Here is a 17142-nt window from a genome sequence, read left to right on the forward strand (position 1 = left end):
GGAAGAGTAAATACGTTATGCGATAATATTGCAACCGCTTTCAATATAATGCCTACACAGTGATATTGTCAATACTATTCGGTTTACTGTATGTGAATATGCTTCGTTTGTCCTGTTCGTCGTGTTTGATTAGGAATGAGATTAGGATAAATGGTGGGGATTTTTGGATTTAATTAGTGAATTAAGAGAATCTAGCCTTTAGCTGCAATCGGTTTCAAAATATCAGTGAATGGTTTTGACCAGGACCTTACCGAGGGGGACAAGGAACCTGTCCCCCTGGTCCATTTAATATTCCTCCGGGTCCTCGGCAATCAAGTTAATCATTCTTTTGTCCTTATTCATTTTTTGGCGGAGCTGGTATGTACTGATTAAGCGGGCTGCTTTATTTAACCGCGTTTCCAGGACGTCTTTGCTAATGTTTACTTCTAGTTGTACTCCGTTATGGAAAGTGATGATAGAGTTGGCGCTTTTGGGATCTATTTGTTTAATATATCGGAAAGCGACCCATGCTGTATCCTTTTTTAAGGGGGATCCTAGCGGGATCATACAGTATTCTAATGTTATGCTCACCATAATTGGGAGATTCTTTTGTCTCTTTAATATTTGCTGTGCTGATTTTAGTCTGCCCTCGAAACTACTTCCATAATATTCACAGCTTTCATTTAAAACATTTAATGGACTCTTTTCGACTATATTTTCTCCGAATGCTCCTATCACTGTGCAGTGAAGATGACCTGTATTCGTATAGTGCGGAAATAAAGCCATTGTTAAACATGTAACAAACTCCTGCTTTTGGATCTCTAAAAGATAATTTCTTTTCAATTTGTTTTCCTCCTTTTATAGGTTCTTAAAGCTTTTTATTTTTAAAGGAGTTAGATATAATACCAATATAGTGGTATCTATCCAACTAGGAGAGTCCTTAAGCACTGAACCATCCAAAGTGTGTGCTTAGGGATTTTTTTGTACCATTTTACATAAACACCACCTCCTACAAGGATCGTTTTCTGATCTGTATCCGAATTTAACTGTCACTTTTCCTTTGCTGATTATGTAATTATGGGATGATTTCTATCTAATAACTTGGTTTTTCACTATGAGTAAGATCGTGGTGTTTGATCGGGAGATATTTCTTCTATTGCTCTTTCTTCGAGGAGTCTGAGCGCTGAGATATGCCCTACTGAGTAAAGGTAGTATTTCGACCTATTTCCCTCTTCCTAATTCGATATTTTATCCCTTTATCTAATTATATTATAACGGTAGCATTTACCTATATATGTAAATTTTCTTTAAGATTCTGTAAAGGTTTTGTATACTTCATTTCTTCCTAAAACGTTCATTTAATGTTTAGTTTCTTTGTAACAATCTCCAAAAAGCAACAACTCACTCATTTTCCACCTCACTCCCCCACAATATGGCCCATTCCCCTAAGGAAAACGCCCGATATTCACTCAAAACTACCTCCCATTCCATTCATATTAAAAATGTCCCCAAACTCAATACCTTGCTATCCTCAAATTACCGCGGAATACATAAGAATGCATTCTTAGAAGGATTCTTTCATGTACGAGGATGCGAGATTTGAAGAATTGCATCAGCAATTTGAGCCGATGATTTATCATGCTATGAGGAAATTGGGAATTTACAAGAACAAACACGAGTTTTATCAGGTTGGATGTATTGCCTTGTGGGAAGCCTCCCTGCGATTTAATAAGGACAAAGGGGAATTTAAATCTTATGCATATTCTTTTATGATTGGACGAATGAAAAGTGCTCTTACAGATGATAAAAAGAAGGAAGAAAGAGAAAGTCAGATTGAAGACATATGGGCCGAAGATGAAGTTAGTTATGGGGAATATTCTGCTGTTCTATGGGAATCTCTGTTTGAAACTATCTCTCCTGTATTGTCTGAAAATCAACGTAAATGGGTGAAAGCTTACTGTTTATATGGGAATACTCCAAGTGAAATTGCTGAAGATGAAGGGGTTTCGGTTGCTGCTGTGAAAGGGTGGCGTAGGGAAGCAATTAGTAAGATGAGGGAGTATTTTGTTCATGATCATTATGGAAAATTGAAATAGTCGAAGAATAGAGTATTCGTTTCTACCTACTTATATTATCTGACCAGTGCCTGATCAAGAGGGACAACGTACCTGTCCACTACTCTATCATTGTGCCTATGCATGTTTAGCTTCAAAATTATGATCGTTCTCTAAGACTCATTCCTAACAAGTGGGTCAATGAACCTGTCCCTCCGTCCCACAAAAACAAGGGAACAGAAAGTACTGTTCCCTTGTTTAACCTTATTCTTTTTCAGATTGTTTTTTCGCTTCTTCTTGTTGTTTTTCTCTAGCTTTTTTTGCTGCTTCACTTGCTTTCTCTTCTTGTTTCTTTAGTTCTTCTGCACGCTTTTGTGCTTCTTCTCGTTGTTTTTCTTCAGCTTTTTTTGCTGCTTCCTGTGCTTTCTCTTCTTGCTTCTTTATTTCTTCTGCACGCTTTTTCGCTTCTTCTCGTTGTTTTTCTTCAGCTTTTTTTGCTGCTTCCTTTGCTTTCTCTTCTTGCTTCTTTATTTCTTCTTCACGTTTTTTTACTGCTTCTAGTTGCTTTTCTTCAGCTTTTTTTGCTGCTACTGCGTTCTTTGCTTTCTCTTCCTGTTTCTTTATTTCTTCTGCCTTTTCTTCTTTATCTACACTATTAGAATTATTTTCTGTGCTCTTGACACTTGTTTTTTCAAGAGATTCCTCTAAAACTTCATCGGCCTCTTCATTAATTTCTTTAACAACTTCAGCTTTTTCTTTTGCTAACTCTTCATTATTTTCAGTAAGCTCTTTTTGATATTCTTCTTCATCAATTTTACCTGATGATAATTTCGCCTCTAATTCTGTACGTTTTTGGTTAGCCTTTTGCTGCTTTTCTTCTAATTTAGCTAACTTTTTGTTTATTTTTTCTTCAAATTTCTTCTGTGCATGAACAATATTTTTTTGAAGAGCTTCTTTCGCTTTTGGATTTTCTACATTTTCTAATGCTGTTTGCAGAGCAAGCAGATTTGCCGCAAATTTGGACTCAAGTTCAGCACGTATTGGGTCAACTGGAGCTTTTTCTTCTGCGGGGTCACCCTCAACAGCTTCTGTTTGTTCATCAGTAGTAGCTTGGGATTCATCAGATTCTGACAGCTCAAATTTTTCTAATGCCAACTCTTGTTGTTCAATGGCTTTTTGAAGTATTTCATTAGCTAGCTCTTCCTCACCTTGAGCTAGTAATAATTCTGCCTCTTTGATGCGTTCTTCAACATATGTTGCTAGTAATTCAGCTTCTTTTACTTCATCAAACGTGAAGGCCAATTGTACATTTTCCTTTAATTTTTTTACGAAATAAAAGAAATCACCTGGTAAAAGTGTTGGTTCTTCTTCTTCAATCGTTGAATGATCATTTGTTTCCTCAACATTTGACTCTTCTGTTTCAGCTTCTCCCGAACCTACTTCATCTTCAGTAGTAGTTTCTAATTCTTCATCTACTTGATTTGAGGGCTCAACAGTTGAATCTGTTGTTGTTTCAACTGTTTGCTCTTCTTGAACTGATTCTTCTGCAGAAACTGGTTCTGTCTCATGATTATCCGCTAATGCCTGGCCAGTTCCTAAAGAAAACATAAATACCGCTGCAATCGTACTTGTAGCTAGAACATTTCGGATTCCTACAACATTTTTTCCCATAAAAAAATCCCTCCAACATAAGTTTATATTAGGAAGAATCTCGAATGAACTCTATTAACTTAAGTTTATTCTCCATTCTTCATTTGGTAGTCCAGCCATCCTAGTAAATTCTTACCGTAGATCTGTGACTTTGCGTATCTACCTTTCGATAGAGTTGCCTTTTTCAAATGAGGAACGAAATTTCTTTATTTTTCCGTTCATCATTATCTAAATATAAATATACTAGAAAAGAAAACAAATAAACAGACTCCTTTTCTTGGAAAGTCGTTGGGTTTCCAGTGAAAACATATCATTGTCACTTTGATCATATCTTTAAAACTTATATATAAATCATTACCTTCGAAACTTATTTTCTCAATAAATCGTATAATTTTTTCCTAAAAAAAGAGGAGTGATAATGGCTGGAAATGCTAGTATACATCGTAATGGAGCTGTAAAAAGTAAGGAAATATGCACTCACTTCATGTGCATTCCTCTTCAATTTTTCGTGAAAATTCAATAATGTTCCCAAAATTTTCACCTTCTTGACTTTAAGGAAAGAAGACGGACAAACATTCCCCTTACCATTCAGGTGGAACATATGATTTCTTCAAAACTAGAGAAATTATCGCTATTCCCTGTGACCATCATCTCATCGGGACAATGAACCTGTCCCCATGTCCCAAATCTTTCACTTCACTACCACTTTAATTAATTAAAATACTAAACTATAATATGGATATACTAAAATATACTTGGGGGTTATTAATAATGAAAAAGAAAGTTGCTATCCTTGGTAGCAGTGGAGGGAATTTATATTCTCTTGGCGGGAAGGATCCGGAGAAGCTTCTTGGTGAACTTTTGTTGCAGTTAGAGGCAGCTGGGATGGAGTGCGGCGCTCTTCAGTTTATTGCAGCTAAGGGTTCGATGGATTCAGTGAAAGAAACAACAGAAGCTGCCCTTTATGGCTGGGATGAAGATTCGAGTGAGCCTTATATAAAACTCGAAGGAACATTAAAAGAGGTTAATAAGGAAGCAGTAAAAACCGATCTGGAAATTTCAGAAAAGATAATAAATGGAGAGATTGATGGGCTCATCTTTATGAGTGCTGATCCAAATGGCGCTAATAAGAAAGCAGTCGAAGCTGCAGCAAAGATGAATCTACCGGCAACAGGGACTGGCGGTACTTCCATGGCAACGATTAGTTCAAAAGGGATCAATGTCATTTCCACTTCGGGAACAACTGGAACGACCAATCGTACTCGTGCGGTGACCTTTGTTACATCATTAAGTAAGCATTGGGGGATTTCTTATCGTCCGATTATCGGGAAAGTGACTGCTTCTGAAAAGTCCCAGGAAACATCGCCCTGGAGAAGAATCAATATTCGTGGGATGATGCTTGCTTCTCTACCTGGTTTTATTGCGATGGCATTAGTTCTCGCTTTAAGTAAAATCCCTGCTTTATCAATGCTTGGGGATGTTTTTGATTTGATGATCAATGCTCTTCCTATTATTCTTGCTGTTATTGCCGCAAAGCAAGTGGCTGATCTTGATGATGTCTCTATCGTTGCCGGGATTGTGGCTGGCGTATTGTCTACAAACGGCGGGATTATTGGTGGAATTATCGGCGGGATTGGTGCAGGTCTTTTAGTTCAATATATTTTCAAAAAATGTGTGGAATGGAAATTCCCAGCTACGACTGTTAATATTGCGGCTGGTGGGATTGCCGGATTAATCTCGGGATTAATCGTCTATTTTCTTTTCGCTCCTATCGCTCTTCAGCTTGGTGAAGGGATTCGATCATTATTAGATACACTTGTTGCCATGAATCCGATTGTTGCAGGATTGATTGCGGGTTTACTTATTTGGCCGGCCATCATCGGTGGAATTTATCACGCTGCTATTCTACCAATCGTCTTATTGGAAATGGAAACTTCGGGGAACAGTTTTTTAGGTGCGGTTGATATGGTAGGATTGGTTATGGTATCCGCAGGCATCACTTTAGCCAATATTGTTGCACCTCGAGATAAAGGTGAAGCAGCAGTTGCAACACCAGGTTTTTTGATTAACGTAGGATTTGGTACATTCGTTGAGGCTGCTTATCCCTTTATGTTCTCCAACAAACTGATTTTTGCTGGAGCTATTGTCTCATCTGGTATAGGTGGTTTGCTTGTTGGTCTTTTTGATGTACGTGGAACAGCGTATGTTCCATCCGTCATGGCACCTTTCCTTTCGGATAATATGATTGGTTTTATCATTGCGATGGTGGGAAGTTTGGTATGTGCATTTGTGATTACATTGCTTGTTAATTTGTTTGCTAAGAAAAAGGCTCGGGATAAGGATGAGCTGTTATCGGCTTGATGATTTTTGAGATAAGGAGAATTTTGAATAGAACGATAGAATCGGAAATTCTTTGTGGAGTGTTTATTTAGAGTATTGAATATGGCGATCATCATTTTAGGTTTAACCCGCTGCTAGCTTTATTTCCAATGAATATCTTTTCATAAAAGCACCTCCAATTGTTAGGTCTGTCTAACAATTGGGGTGGTCCAAGGAACCTGTCCCCTTGGACTACCCTTGGACCAGTGCTTAGATTCCTAGCATCTTGTTTGTTATTTTATAGGCGATATACATTGCAAGGGATGTGATTAGGATTTGTATGGGAATTAGGATGAGCTTGGTTTTGAGGTCTTCGAATGCAAGTAGGCCTATTAATAATTGAGCTGTGATAAAAATAAAGAAGAAAAGGATTGTTATTCGTTTACCGTTATTAGTCCAAAACTTTTGCATGTTTTATCACCCTTCTAAGGAATGTATTTTCTCTCTTAGTGCAAGCTCTTCTTTATTTTCGTAGCCTGTATATAGGACATCCTCTATCATGTCATGGTTGAAAAATAGGTTGTAACTTTCGGAAATATTACCTTCTGGATATGGTACAGAAACATAGTCGTACACTTTATTACTAGAGGTTTGAAGTTGTTCCCTTCCATAAACCATCACAAGTTTTCTTACCTTCTTAAGCTTTACTACGCTGCCTATCGGAAGCCATACACGTTCTTCATTACTCACTCTGATTTCACCCTTCCAAACATTATGTTTTACGTTGCAATTCAGGGTACTTCTTTACCCAATATTTTGTTCGAAAAATATGGAGTCCAATTGCAGGTATAATATTAAAGATAAAAATAACAAGGCTAACAACTATCCAGTCTTCCGTCGTTTTATCCGGATTTCCTCCTAATAAAACCAACCCAGTTAATAAACCAGCTGCAAGTAATACACAACTCCCAATAATAAATGCTGCATTTATACTCTTAAGTAATTTTATTTTTGATTGTTCCATAGAAACTCCTACTCTTCATTTTTCTCTGCGCCAAATTTAATACCTACCCCTACACCATAAGCAGCATATAGCTCATTATTCATGCCTACTTTAACAGAAGCACCAATACTGCCTAATGAGGCCTCTACACCTATGTAGGGATCCCAGTCTATTCCAAACCATTCTTCTAGCGGCTCATACCCGAACCAATTAAGTGGATTAATAATGAGCTCTGAATGAGTAGCTGCTACTTTTGCACCGGCACCTATAGAATAATTCTCAATACCTGCATTCGCATCTGCTTGCAGTAATTTAAAGTCTAATCTTGCAGGTGATACCTCATGTGCTAACCGACTATGAGATACGGCAAATTCTGCTTTTCCACCAATTAAGTCTCCTGATATAAAATCATCATCAAATTCAGCCAGACCAATTTTCCCCTGGAAGTTACCATACAATAGTTTTTGATAATATTTTTCTTCGTCTAAGCCTTTTTCTTTTAGCAATTTATTGGAATCGACAAGGCTTGCTCCTGCTTCTAAATCCATATGATCAACATTCACTTCCAGTTTACCGCCATAATTGCCGATTCCAGGGGATCCTAATTGTCCATATAAATCAATTTGTTCCTTATATTCGAAATCTAAATAACTTGAAAACTTAGTATCACTTACTTGTGAATTTGTATGCTCATTTTGTATTATATTCGTAGTTTGATTGTTATTTTGGAAAAGTATAGAGCGTCTCAGAGGAGTTGAACCAAGTATAGAAAATAGTGAGTCATCTTCTAAACCAAAATACTTTTCACTCCGGCCATAGTATCTCAATGCATGGTGTAATCCACTTTCATAGGTTGGATTTTGGATGGAACCTGAAATATATCTATCTATTTGTATTTGTTTGTTGCTTATCTTTGAATCTATTTGTGTAATAAGAGTTTGCAGGTGTTCTAACTCTGTTTCTATGCTTCCCAAACGACTTAATTGCTTATAATCAAATGCATTAAGTTCATCAATTGTTGTATTTATGTGTTTTTTAGCTGTTTGAACGGAAGAAAGAAATTGGCTATCATCTATTTTAGGTAGGTAAACAATATCCTGAATTTCCTTTGACTTATTATTGAATTGATCAATCATATCAATTGTATTCTTTTCCACCATCCCTAGTTCATTATGTAAATCATTTTCTAAGAATGCTTGATGGATATAGCCCGCTTCGTTAGGCTCCAAATCATATAAGTCTGCTTGAAGCTCCTTTAATACTTGCTGATATTGACTAAATAACGAATTGATCGATTTCAAAAAGGGAAGGTGATATTCCTGGTATAACATACGGATACTTTCCCCCGTTGCCCCTTCAATTACTCCCTGTATTTGTATAAAATCAATTATTGACATCTCAATTTGCATAAACTGTCTTTGTTGATTCTGAAGTGTTTGACTTAAAGAGTTTACATATATGTTCAGATCAGATACTTTTAAGGTCTTCACTAATACTCTCTCCTCTAGGTATGCTATACAAACTCACGTCATACCCAAATATACCCAACTAATATTCTAATAAAGAATGTTTGATTTTATCAATGAATAACTTTAGATATTTCAATAATCAGGTAAATACTCCTATAAGTTGCAACCTTAACTTACCATAAACCCCTCTTCATTCTTCTGCAAATTTTGACTAGTACCGGCTAACAAACTCGCAATTTACTCTAGGAGATTATTACTAAAATTTAATAGCATCGTCATAATTTTTAATCTGGTTGTAAAAGGTGAATAACATTCATTCTGTATAATTGTATCTATCATTTAAACACCTTAGGAGCAATCACACATGAAAAAATTAAAATCGATCCTTTGTTTTTTTCGCAGATACCATAAATACGATTATTACACTGAAAAGTGTATAGATTGTGGAAAGAAAAAATAAATCATCTAGACCTCCGGTTATCCTTGATACCGGGGGTTTTTCGTTTATACAGCTTCCTCCTACGTGAGATTGCTAAAGACATTAGGTGGGCCAAGGAACCTGTCCCTCCGTTCCATCTTAATAAAACCTTTAAATGACATTAACTAAATTTACAATTTCATCCTGTATGATAGATGTGTATAGGAAATTAGACACGGTAAAGGAGATAGAGATATGGATGTAAAAGATATTCTTTCTAGTAGGGTTGTACACTTTGCTAGTATGTTTAATGAAGAGGTTGAGTTGGGAGTTATACAGTATCCTGATCATTACTATGTGTACGCTTCGATTTGTAATGATCGTGGGGAGTTTTTGGGAAGAGGTATAGACAAAGTTGAGAGAGATGCAGCTCGTAAGGCGCTTAAGGAGCTTTATATTGACGCATATGACAGTTTTAACTGAAGAAAACCAAGGGGAAGTTTCCCCATGGTTTCTTCGTTCATTCATACTATCTGCTATCCTTTACTAATACTTATAAAGAATATTGCTTCTCAAAGTAATTTTGATTTTCACCACTTAAAATCTGCTCCCACCACTCCTGGTTATCCAAGTACCATTGAATTGTTTGAGCAATTCCAGTTTCAAAGTTATACGTTGGTTTCCAACCTAATTTCTTAAGCTTCGTAGGATCGATTGCGTATCGTTTATCATGTCCTAAGCGATCTTTGACAAATTCAATTAGGTCTTCTGATTTTCCTAATGTTTTAATGATGGTTTTAACGACTTCTAGAATATGTCCGTTCATTGTGTCCAACAAGATTATATACTTCTCCTTTTTGACTTCATATCAAATTTCGATTAGTTCCAGTGATCAAACCTATAATAATACTCTCTGCAACTTAATCATCTATTATTTCATATCTTCAAGGTAAATTTTACTATTCCTTTTTAACTATACTTTAGCTATTATTAATTAGTTATTATCCCTTCCATCAAAAAAGAAGGCAATATTTGTGTCTAATTTACATTATATCTGGAACGATAATCTATTTAATTTCATATATTTCACAAGTCTATATATAGGAGTACTTCCATGTTATTTAATTCTTTTGAGTATATTTTTTTCTTTTTACCTATAGTTCTTTTTATTTATTTTTATCTAAATCATAAGAAATTACTTTCTATTGCGAAGCTTTGGGTACTACTTGCTTCCCTTTTCTTTTACTCATGGTGGAATATTATATACCTCCCATTAATGTTGTCATCCATTCTTTTTAATTACTTTATTGGAATTCTCTTAACCTCTAATCGGTTAAAAAAGAAGAAAAAAATGACCTTAATAATAGGTATTCTAAGTAATATTTTTCTCTTAGGCTATTTTAAGTACTCTAATTTCTTTATTTCAAATATAAATCATATTTTTCATACAAACTTTCATTTGTTAAAGATTGCCTTACCATTAGCAATTAGCTTTTTTACCTTTCAACAAATTGCATATCTTGTTGATTCCTATAGAAAAGAGACAAAAGAATTTGATTTCCTTAGCTATGGATTGTTTGTAACTTTCTTCCCGCAATTAATAGCAGGACCGATTGTGCATCATAAAGAAATCATGCCTCAATTTAACAATTTAAGAAATAAAGTATTTAATTATAAAAACCAGGCTATCGGTGTATTTATTTTTTCTATTGGTCTATTCAAAAAGGTGATACTTGCCGATACCTTTTCTATATGGGCAACAGAAGGATTTGACACACTTGAAAAATTGTCGTTTATTGAAGGCTGGGTTACGTCGTTATCTTTTACTTTTCAGATTTATTTTGATTTTAGCGGCTATATGGATATGGCAATGGGTGCTGCATTGCTATTTAATATTCGATTACCTATCAATTTCAATTCACCTTATAAAGGGCTAAATATACAGGATACATGGAATCGCTGGCATATGACTTTAGGACAATTTTTATATAAATATATCTTTATGCCCCTTAATAAATATTTACTTAAAAGTGTATTTAAGCCTCTTGGATTAAAGAAATATGTTCGATTAAGAACCTATATAAGCTTATTGTTATTATTCTTAATAAGTGGAATATGGCATGGTGCTGGATGGACATTTATTTTCTGGGGATTTTTGCATGGTACCGCAACTGTCCTTCATCACATATGGAAAACATTTGGAATTAAAATGAATAAAGTTATCGCTTGGCTTCTGACCTTTAACTTTATTAACTTTACTATGATCTTTTTTAGAGCCCAGGATTTCCATGACGCAATAAAAGTAATCAAGGGGATGATAGGTTTAAATGGACTAATACTTCCTGAGGCTTTTAGTAGCATCTTAGATGGTCCGACACTTGACTTAATAAAATACGGTGAAATACCTTTAACAGGCGTAAGTAATGCAATAAAGTATATACTCGTAGCTTTCACCCTTATCCTGTGCTTTAAAAATTCAAACGAATTAATGGAAAAATTTAAACCTTCTTGGCAAACATTCATTTTTACGATTGTTTTATTTATTTATTCAGTTCTTCATATATCAAAAGTTAGTGAGTTCTTATATTTTAATTTCTAGAGGATAATTTTATGAACAAATATAAAAAGTGGTATTTGAAATTTCTTACCTATATAATAGCTTCCTTTCTTATCATCCTATCAATCAACTTATTGGTAGATCCTTATAATGTATACAAAACTCCAACAATTAAAGGCTTTAATGACAATAAGATTGAAACAAAAGAATATCTCATGAAGGCAAGAGAAATTGCAATCTATAAGCCGGATACCATCTTCTTAGGTTCGTCTAGAACTAGAGTTGGTTTAGATCCTGATTATTATAAAAAAATAACCAGCGATTCTGCATATAATTCTGGGTTATCAAGTTCGAATATATATATACAATTAAAATATTTGGAGTATGCCCTACAGAATAACAAATCTTTAAAGAGAGTTATTTTGGGAATCGACTTTGAAGCATTTAACAGTGATATAAATATTAGCCCCTATTATAAGGAAGATAGATTAAATTCTCCTCGTATAATTAAAAATGACTTAATTGATACATTATTTACAAAACAGGCTTTTGAAGACAGTATCAAAGTGCTAATAGATAACTCATTAAATAAATCCTATTTTATACAAGATAAATATTTAGATAACGGTAGTCATAACGAAGATATCTTATTTACTATTAGCCAAAAATCATTCCTTCTTGGAAAAAACAGATTCTATGAAAACTTAAAAGAACAAATTGATATTAAATCTATTTCCTCAGAATACCAATTATCGAAAGTGAAATTAAATAACTTAAGGAACATTGTTGAATTTTGCAAGAAGAATAATATTGAATTACTAATATTTATTCAGCCTGTTCATTCTATTACTTTAGAAGGGTATGTAAATGTGGGTAGTGGTAGTGAGGATAAATATGAACAATGGAAAAAAGAAGTGGTAAACATAACACCTATTTGGGATTTTTCAGGTTTTAACAGGATTACTACTACTTCTACAGATAACTTTAACTATTATATTGATGCATCTCATTATAGGAAAAACGTTGGTAATTTTATATTAGATAGACTGTTAGGAAATCCAAGTGATAAGGATATACCTGGTGATTTTGGTGTTTATTTAACAAAAGAAAATATAGTTGAAAATATTTTAGAGAATAGACAAAATAAGGAAGAGTGGGAAGGCGATAATCCACAGATTGTTAATAAAGTAAGAAGTCTATTTATTTATGATTAATTTCAAATCATCTACTATTAATTAATTTTATAACTATAAATTCTAAAATAAGAAAATCCTCCTTTATTAATTGGTTAATTGTGTTTGAGAAGGTTTGATTAACTAAATAATAAAGGAGAGGTATATATTGTAAAAAAGATCGGAGAAGCATTTTGCCACACTGACTCCCACTACTTTGCCTTCGATATCCCCTAATTTTTAAGTATGCATTATTCATTAGGAATAACATGATAATTAATTTTGTAGTTAATCTTCATCAGTGTACTTCTTTACTATTCTCCAATTAATCCCTAAAGTTTCCTTATTTTTATAAATCTTTTCTTTTATGTTTCTTAAACCACTAATATTAAGACATTGCTTTCATCCTTTCTACCTCTACTACAAAATTACTTGACAAAATTAAAGTAGTTGGAAGTCGGGTGACTGGAAATTTTTCCTGAAACATATAAAAATGTGCAGAACTCTACAGTTTTCTTTGCAGAGTTCTGCACATTTATTTTTAATATCCATGGGGTTTATAAAAGAGGTGAAAAATGGTGACCATTCCATTTTCTCCGAATCCACTTCATATACGTCAATTTCACCGTTTCACTATTATGTTTTTAGTTTTTAAAGTCATGGAAAAAAATTATCATATCATAAATTGGACATATCCTATAAAACAGCTGTCCAATGCATCCAAACTAATCTTTTTTTCTCGATGTTAAAAGGTAAAAATACTTTTAAAACTACTTGCTAAATCGATGATGACAGTAGCTGAAACTTTATATTCTTTCATATAATTGAATTAATTTATCACTTTCTGCTTCCCAATTATATCTAGTATCTACTGCTTTCTGACCATTTCTACCCATTTCCATCGCTTTTTCTGGATTATCCATCAACCAATTAATTGCATTGCTTATATCCTTTACATTTAATGGATCAACACATATTCCACATTTATTTCCCTCTATAATATCCTGCCATAAAGAGAAGTTTGATGCAATTACGGGCAAACCTGTTGCCATGTATTCAAACATTTTTATTGGCAAAGAATCAATGTAATTCGCTCTCGGTTCTAGCAACACAAGGCCTGCCATAGATGTCTCAAGTTCTTTTTTCACTTCTTTTCTATCCAGAAAACCTAAGAAATTCACTTTTTTCCAACCTTCCAGATCCTCTAAAACCTTTCTCTCATGGGAGTTCGCAAAATTACCAGCAATTTTAAGGGTTACCTTCGTATTATCTATAGCTTTTACGCAATTTATACTTCCCCTATCTTTTGAGATACCTCCAATGTAAATTACACTTTTTTCTTTATCAGCAAAGGGAATTTGTGTAGGGGAAGATAACTCTTTTTTAATAGGATAATTATTTATATTCACCACATTATTATTATATTTCTGAAACCTATTTGCTATATGCGGAGTTGCCGCAACTAACGCATTGAATTTCCTAACTGATCGGTTTTCAAATATTTCAAAGACAAATGATATAAGGTACCTTAAATATTTTGGAATCCAATGTTTAGTCAATATTTGTCTTGGGACATCTTCATGAATATCATAAATGACCTTTTTTCCTTTCCTTTTTAACCTTAATCCAACTGGAATAAGTTCTGGATCGTGAAAATGATATATTTCTGCGTCAATTTCAATTGCCTTACGATAGATATCCCTTGTGTAATTCTTAGCTCGTTTAATCCTTCCTTTATAAGAATTTTTAACACCGTGTACATGAATTCCATTAAAATTCTCAACACTTGTATTTGGTGCAACCAAATGTACTTCATAATTTTCTCCGACCAAAGAGGAACATTCTTTTACCGATATTCTTATATCATTGTATTTATGCACTGATGTTAGATGGCAAACTTTCATTATAATGTAATCCTTTCATTCTTTTTAAATAAACCACTTGATAACCATGTCACAAAAATTGCAAATAGAATACCATGTGTTGCAAAACAGGTAAACATTGCTGAATTAACCAAAGACATAGACGGAATTGCTATAATTGTTACAGGAAGTATAAAAGGTGCAGGTCTCGCTACACTGTCAAATAAAACGAGTACAAAAGCTAAAATAATTACAAAGACAACGATTCCTATTAGACCGAAATTTAAATAAGCATCTCCAAATACCCCTACGTTTGGACTAAAGTCTTCGCCATATACATTTTTTGCCACCATCACAACTGGGCTTACACTATATGGATTATCTGTTATTCCAGATAAAATAGAGTGAGATAACTTATATTTTTCTACTTGTGAAAAATAATGATAGTAAACAAAATTCAAATCTGCAGGTGCAAAAAATAACCTTCTTAGAAAAATAGATAACAAGACAATGTCTCCATTTATTTTGTATAGTATAAGCAAGATTGACATTAATATCGATAATAAAAAGGACATAAGCATCAATAAACTATTTTTAAAGCCTTGTTTAAATATGAAATAGAGACCCAATACTACTAAAGGTGCAAAAAGGAAACTTTTAAAATTTGTCATAGAGAATAATAATACTTGTATAAATAAGGTTAACATAATAAAGAATTTTTTATTTTTTATTAAACTAGTGGTTAAAAAAGTTAAATTAACTACATGTGCCTGCCAGGGTAGCAAATAGGCTACTAGTGTATTACTGCTACTGACATACCCCTGCCTTGTACTATATACATTTAATAAATTAAGATTCATTCTTTGTAATCCACCAGTTGCAATCAGAAACCCATATACAATTACCGTGATGCCTAAAAGTATCAAAAAAGCTAAATGACTCCCTTCTTTAAGGTTGGGAATAGAAATAGGTTTTGATTTACATATAATGAAATACAATATTAAGAATGAGACAGAGATAACTAAAAAATACTCCCTAGGTTGATCTTGAATCCAATATAAAGAAGACATTGGCAAATATAAATTTAAAAATAAGATGTAAATTACAATCTTACTTGGTTTTTCGTAATAGTCAAGCTTGGCTAAAAATATCAATATTAAAATAACAATTAAATAGGATTCAAACAGTTTAGTCCATGAAATATCAATAATAAACCCCATATATTCAAATGAAGGGTTAACAAATTCAAAATATCCGAACTCTAACAAGCATTTAAATACTAATGTCATTATTATAGTTGAAATATATTTTTTATTTATTGCAAGGTTAAACATTATATATCCTCTTCACTCGATGGTTTATTTTGTAAATAATATAGAGATAAAAAATATAAAGCTACATACATTAAAAACATACTTAAAGAAAAGATAAATATTGTATCTTTGGGTTCTAAATGTAAAATTTCAGATGGAATAATTATTGATATTATTGATATTATTACTCTCCCAAAATCCCAAAGAAACTGGATTTTTTGCTTATTTAAAATATTTAATGTCTGGGATAAAGGAACAGTTGTGAATTGTCCAATAAATAGTAATGCTAAAGCCTGTAAATAAATTCCTGAGTCAGTCCAAGTATCACCAAAGACAAAAGAAAATATATGTTCTCCGAATATGGATACCAATAAAATAGGTATCCCTCCCATAAGCAAAAGATTTTTCGCTGTTTTCTTATATAAATTTCTAACAAGCGTAATGTCCTTTTCCAATAATTTTGGAGCCTCATGTAGATATACTTGAGATATAGATTGACTAACTAATGCACTGGGAAGTCCAAGTACTCTTTGGGTTAAAGAGTAAAATCCAGCAACAGTTGGGCCATATGTGAAGATCAATAAAATCGGTGTTAAGTTAGAAGATATACTATTAATCAGTCCAGCTGGCATAGAATACATAGGGAAATTTTTAAAATGAATAGCAGCTTTTTTCATATCTTCAAAAGATATATATCTAATTATAATTCGATAAGTCTTATTAAGATTATTCCTAAGAATAAGATATAATCCTATTAAAACACCAATAATCCTCCCAACAATATCACCTGCTATTAAACCAAATCCGTTGTACTGAGTAATACCAAAAATTAGTTGTGATACAACCTTTCCAATAGTACTATTCACTTTTATGTTCGTGATTGACTTGAATCTCTCTATCTTAACGAAAAGGTAATTGATATTATCGGTAATGCCCAAAACAAGAACGGTAAACGGAATCATCCAAACTAATAAGTTAGTATAACTGTGTACACCAATCATAGAAAAAATATGCTTCCCATAGAGAAGAAAAATAATTAAATACAAGAAAGAGATAACACTTATTAAGAACATGTTAAAACTAAATAAATTTATTGTTTCTTTTTTGTTTCGAGTTAAAGGAAGAGATAATTCATATTTCAATGATACAACTGAGTTCAGTATAGATATAATTGAAATAAAAGTAGTTAATACGCCAAATACTTGAGGGGTATACAACCGTGTTAGTATTGGTGAAGATAAAACCACTAACCCTTGAGCAAATACTGTTCCTCCTACCAAAATAAAAACGTTTCTAGCGAATTTGTTTTCTAATAATTTTTCCCTATATCTTTTATAAAATTTCAA

At 33.3% G+C, this 17142-nt stretch carries 13 protein-coding genes, 1 pseudogene and 1 riboswitch; of the genes and pseudogenes, 5 read left to right on the forward strand and 9 right to left on the reverse strand.

The features are described 5' to 3' along the window. Positions 1 to 285: 285 nt before the first annotated feature. Complete coding sequence (locus BK577_RS04920; protein WP_078431922.1) at positions 286 to 822, reverse strand: competence protein ComK; 537 nt, start codon at positions 820 to 822, stop codon at positions 286 to 288. A gap of 737 nt (positions 823 to 1559) precedes the next feature. On the opposite strand from BK577_RS04920, the gene BK577_RS04925 reads away from it, so the two are divergent. Next, a complete protein-coding gene (locus tag BK577_RS04925) occupies positions 1560 to 2075 on the forward strand; it encodes a sigma-70 family RNA polymerase sigma factor (protein WP_078431923.1) in 516 nt (171 codons plus the stop codon). A 222-nt stretch (positions 2076 to 2297) separates the two neighbouring features. Here the strand turns inward: BK577_RS04925 and BK577_RS25900 are convergent, their stop codons facing one another. Further along, positions 2298 to 3704 (reverse strand): DUF5667 domain-containing protein, encoded by a 1407-nt coding sequence (locus BK577_RS25900; RefSeq protein ID WP_169908107.1) that lies wholly within the window; start codon positions 3702 to 3704, stop codon positions 2298 to 2300. A gap of 82 nt (positions 3705 to 3786) precedes the next feature. Beyond that, positions 3787 to 3873, reverse strand: a riboswitch (cyclic di-GMP riboswitch). A 581-nt stretch (positions 3874 to 4454) separates the two neighbouring features. Here BK577_RS25900 and BK577_RS04935 point away from each other — a divergent pair. Beyond that, the gene (locus tag BK577_RS04935) at positions 4455 to 6044 is read left to right on the forward strand and encodes a PTS sugar transporter (RefSeq protein WP_078431924.1); all 1590 of its coding nucleotides are present in this window, start codon (positions 4455 to 4457) and stop codon (positions 6042 to 6044) included. Positions 6045 to 6479: 435 nt separating this feature from the next. Here BK577_RS04935 and BK577_RS04945 read toward each other — a convergent pair whose 3' ends face one another. The 3 genes from BK577_RS04945 to BK577_RS04955 are packed head-to-tail and all read right to left on the reverse strand — an operon-like array spanning position 6480 to position 8495. Further along, on the reverse strand, positions 6480 to 6752 hold the full coding sequence (locus BK577_RS04945; RefSeq protein ID WP_342743271.1) for a DUF4176 domain-containing protein: 273 nt from the start codon (positions 6750 to 6752) through the stop codon (positions 6480 to 6482). Positions 6753 to 6774: 22 nt separating this feature from the next. After that, complete coding sequence (locus tag BK577_RS04950; protein WP_078431927.1) at positions 6775 to 7026, reverse strand: hypothetical protein; 252 nt, start codon at positions 7024 to 7026, stop codon at positions 6775 to 6777. Positions 7027 to 7034: 8 nt separating this feature from the next. Continuing rightward, positions 7035 to 8495 carry an LXG domain-containing protein gene (locus BK577_RS04955; RefSeq protein ID WP_169908109.1) on the reverse strand — a complete coding sequence of 487 codons (1461 nt, stop codon included), beginning with the start codon at positions 8493 to 8495 and terminating at the stop codon, positions 7035 to 7037. A 652-nt stretch (positions 8496 to 9147) separates the two neighbouring features. On the opposite strand from BK577_RS04955, the gene BK577_RS04960 reads away from it, so the two are divergent. Continuing rightward, on the forward strand, positions 9148 to 9375 hold the full coding sequence (locus BK577_RS04960; protein WP_078431929.1) for a hypothetical protein: 228 nt from the start codon (positions 9148 to 9150) through the stop codon (positions 9373 to 9375). Between the two features lie 70 nt (positions 9376 to 9445). Here the strand turns inward: BK577_RS04960 and BK577_RS04965 are convergent. Continuing rightward, positions 9446 to 9746, reverse strand: a pseudogene (locus BK577_RS04965) (GDP-mannose 4,6-dehydratase); the annotation flags it as partial. 260 nt (positions 9747 to 10006) lie between these two features. Between BK577_RS04965 and BK577_RS04970 the strand changes: the two are divergent. Both BK577_RS04970 and BK577_RS04975 read left to right on the forward strand, forming a co-directional pair. Then, a complete protein-coding gene (locus tag BK577_RS04970; RefSeq protein ID WP_078431930.1) occupies positions 10007 to 11491 on the forward strand; it encodes an MBOAT family O-acyltransferase in 1485 nt (494 codons plus the stop codon). Between the two features lie 11 nt (positions 11492 to 11502). Next, entirely contained in the window at positions 11503 to 12663 is a 1161-nt protein-coding gene (locus BK577_RS04975; protein ID WP_078431931.1) for a hypothetical protein, read from the forward strand. A gap of 764 nt (positions 12664 to 13427) precedes the next feature. On the opposite strand, the gene BK577_RS04980 is transcribed toward BK577_RS04975, so the two are convergent. From BK577_RS04980 to BK577_RS04990, 3 genes are read right to left on the reverse strand one after another with little or no spacing between them, the layout of a single operon-like run. Then, a complete protein-coding gene (locus BK577_RS04980; RefSeq protein WP_078431932.1) occupies positions 13428 to 14525 on the reverse strand; it encodes a glycosyltransferase family 4 protein in 1098 nt (365 codons plus the stop codon). Next, on the reverse strand, positions 14525 to 15817 hold the full coding sequence (locus BK577_RS04985; RefSeq protein WP_245823431.1) for an oligosaccharide repeat unit polymerase: 1293 nt from the start codon (positions 15815 to 15817) through the stop codon (positions 14525 to 14527). Before BK577_RS04985 ends, BK577_RS04980 begins: the two co-directional genes overlap by 1 nt. Continuing rightward, the gene (locus tag BK577_RS04990; RefSeq protein WP_078431933.1) at positions 15817 to 17142 is read right to left on the reverse strand and encodes a lipopolysaccharide biosynthesis protein; all 1326 of its coding nucleotides are present in this window, start codon (positions 17140 to 17142) and stop codon (positions 15817 to 15819) included. Before BK577_RS04990 ends, BK577_RS04985 begins: the two co-directional genes overlap by 1 nt.

The sequence above is a fragment of the Metabacillus halosaccharovorans genome, assembly GCF_002019635.1.
In the GTDB taxonomy this organism is placed as follows: domain Bacteria; phylum Bacillota; class Bacilli; order Bacillales; family Bacillaceae; genus Metabacillus; species Metabacillus halosaccharovorans.

Coding starts and splice junctions, on each gene's coding strand:
- BK577_RS04925 (WP_078431923.1), top strand. CDS start 1,560: ATGTACGAGGATGCGAGATTTGAAGAATTGCATCAGCAATTTGAGCCG.
- BK577_RS25900 (WP_169908107.1), bottom strand. CDS start 3,704: ATGGGAAAAAATGTTGTAGGAATCCGAAATGTTCTAGCTACAAGTACG.
- BK577_RS04935 (WP_078431924.1), top strand. CDS start 4,455: ATGAAAAAGAAAGTTGCTATCCTTGGTAGCAGTGGAGGGAATTTATAT.
- BK577_RS04950 (WP_078431927.1), bottom strand. CDS start 7,026: ATGGAACAATCAAAAATAAAATTACTTAAGAGTATAAATGCAGCATTT.
- BK577_RS04960 (WP_078431929.1), top strand. CDS start 9,148: ATGGATGTAAAAGATATTCTTTCTAGTAGGGTTGTACACTTTGCTAGT.
- BK577_RS04970 (WP_078431930.1), top strand. CDS start 10,007: ATGTTATTTAATTCTTTTGAGTATATTTTTTTCTTTTTACCTATAGTT.
- BK577_RS04975 (WP_078431931.1), top strand. CDS start 11,503: ATGAACAAATATAAAAAGTGGTATTTGAAATTTCTTACCTATATAATA.
- BK577_RS04980 (WP_078431932.1), bottom strand. CDS start 14,525: ATGAAAGTTTGCCATCTAACATCAGTGCATAAATACAATGATATAAGA.
- BK577_RS04985 (WP_245823431.1), bottom strand. CDS start 15,817: ATGTTTAACCTTGCAATAAATAAAAAATATATTTCAACTATAATAATG.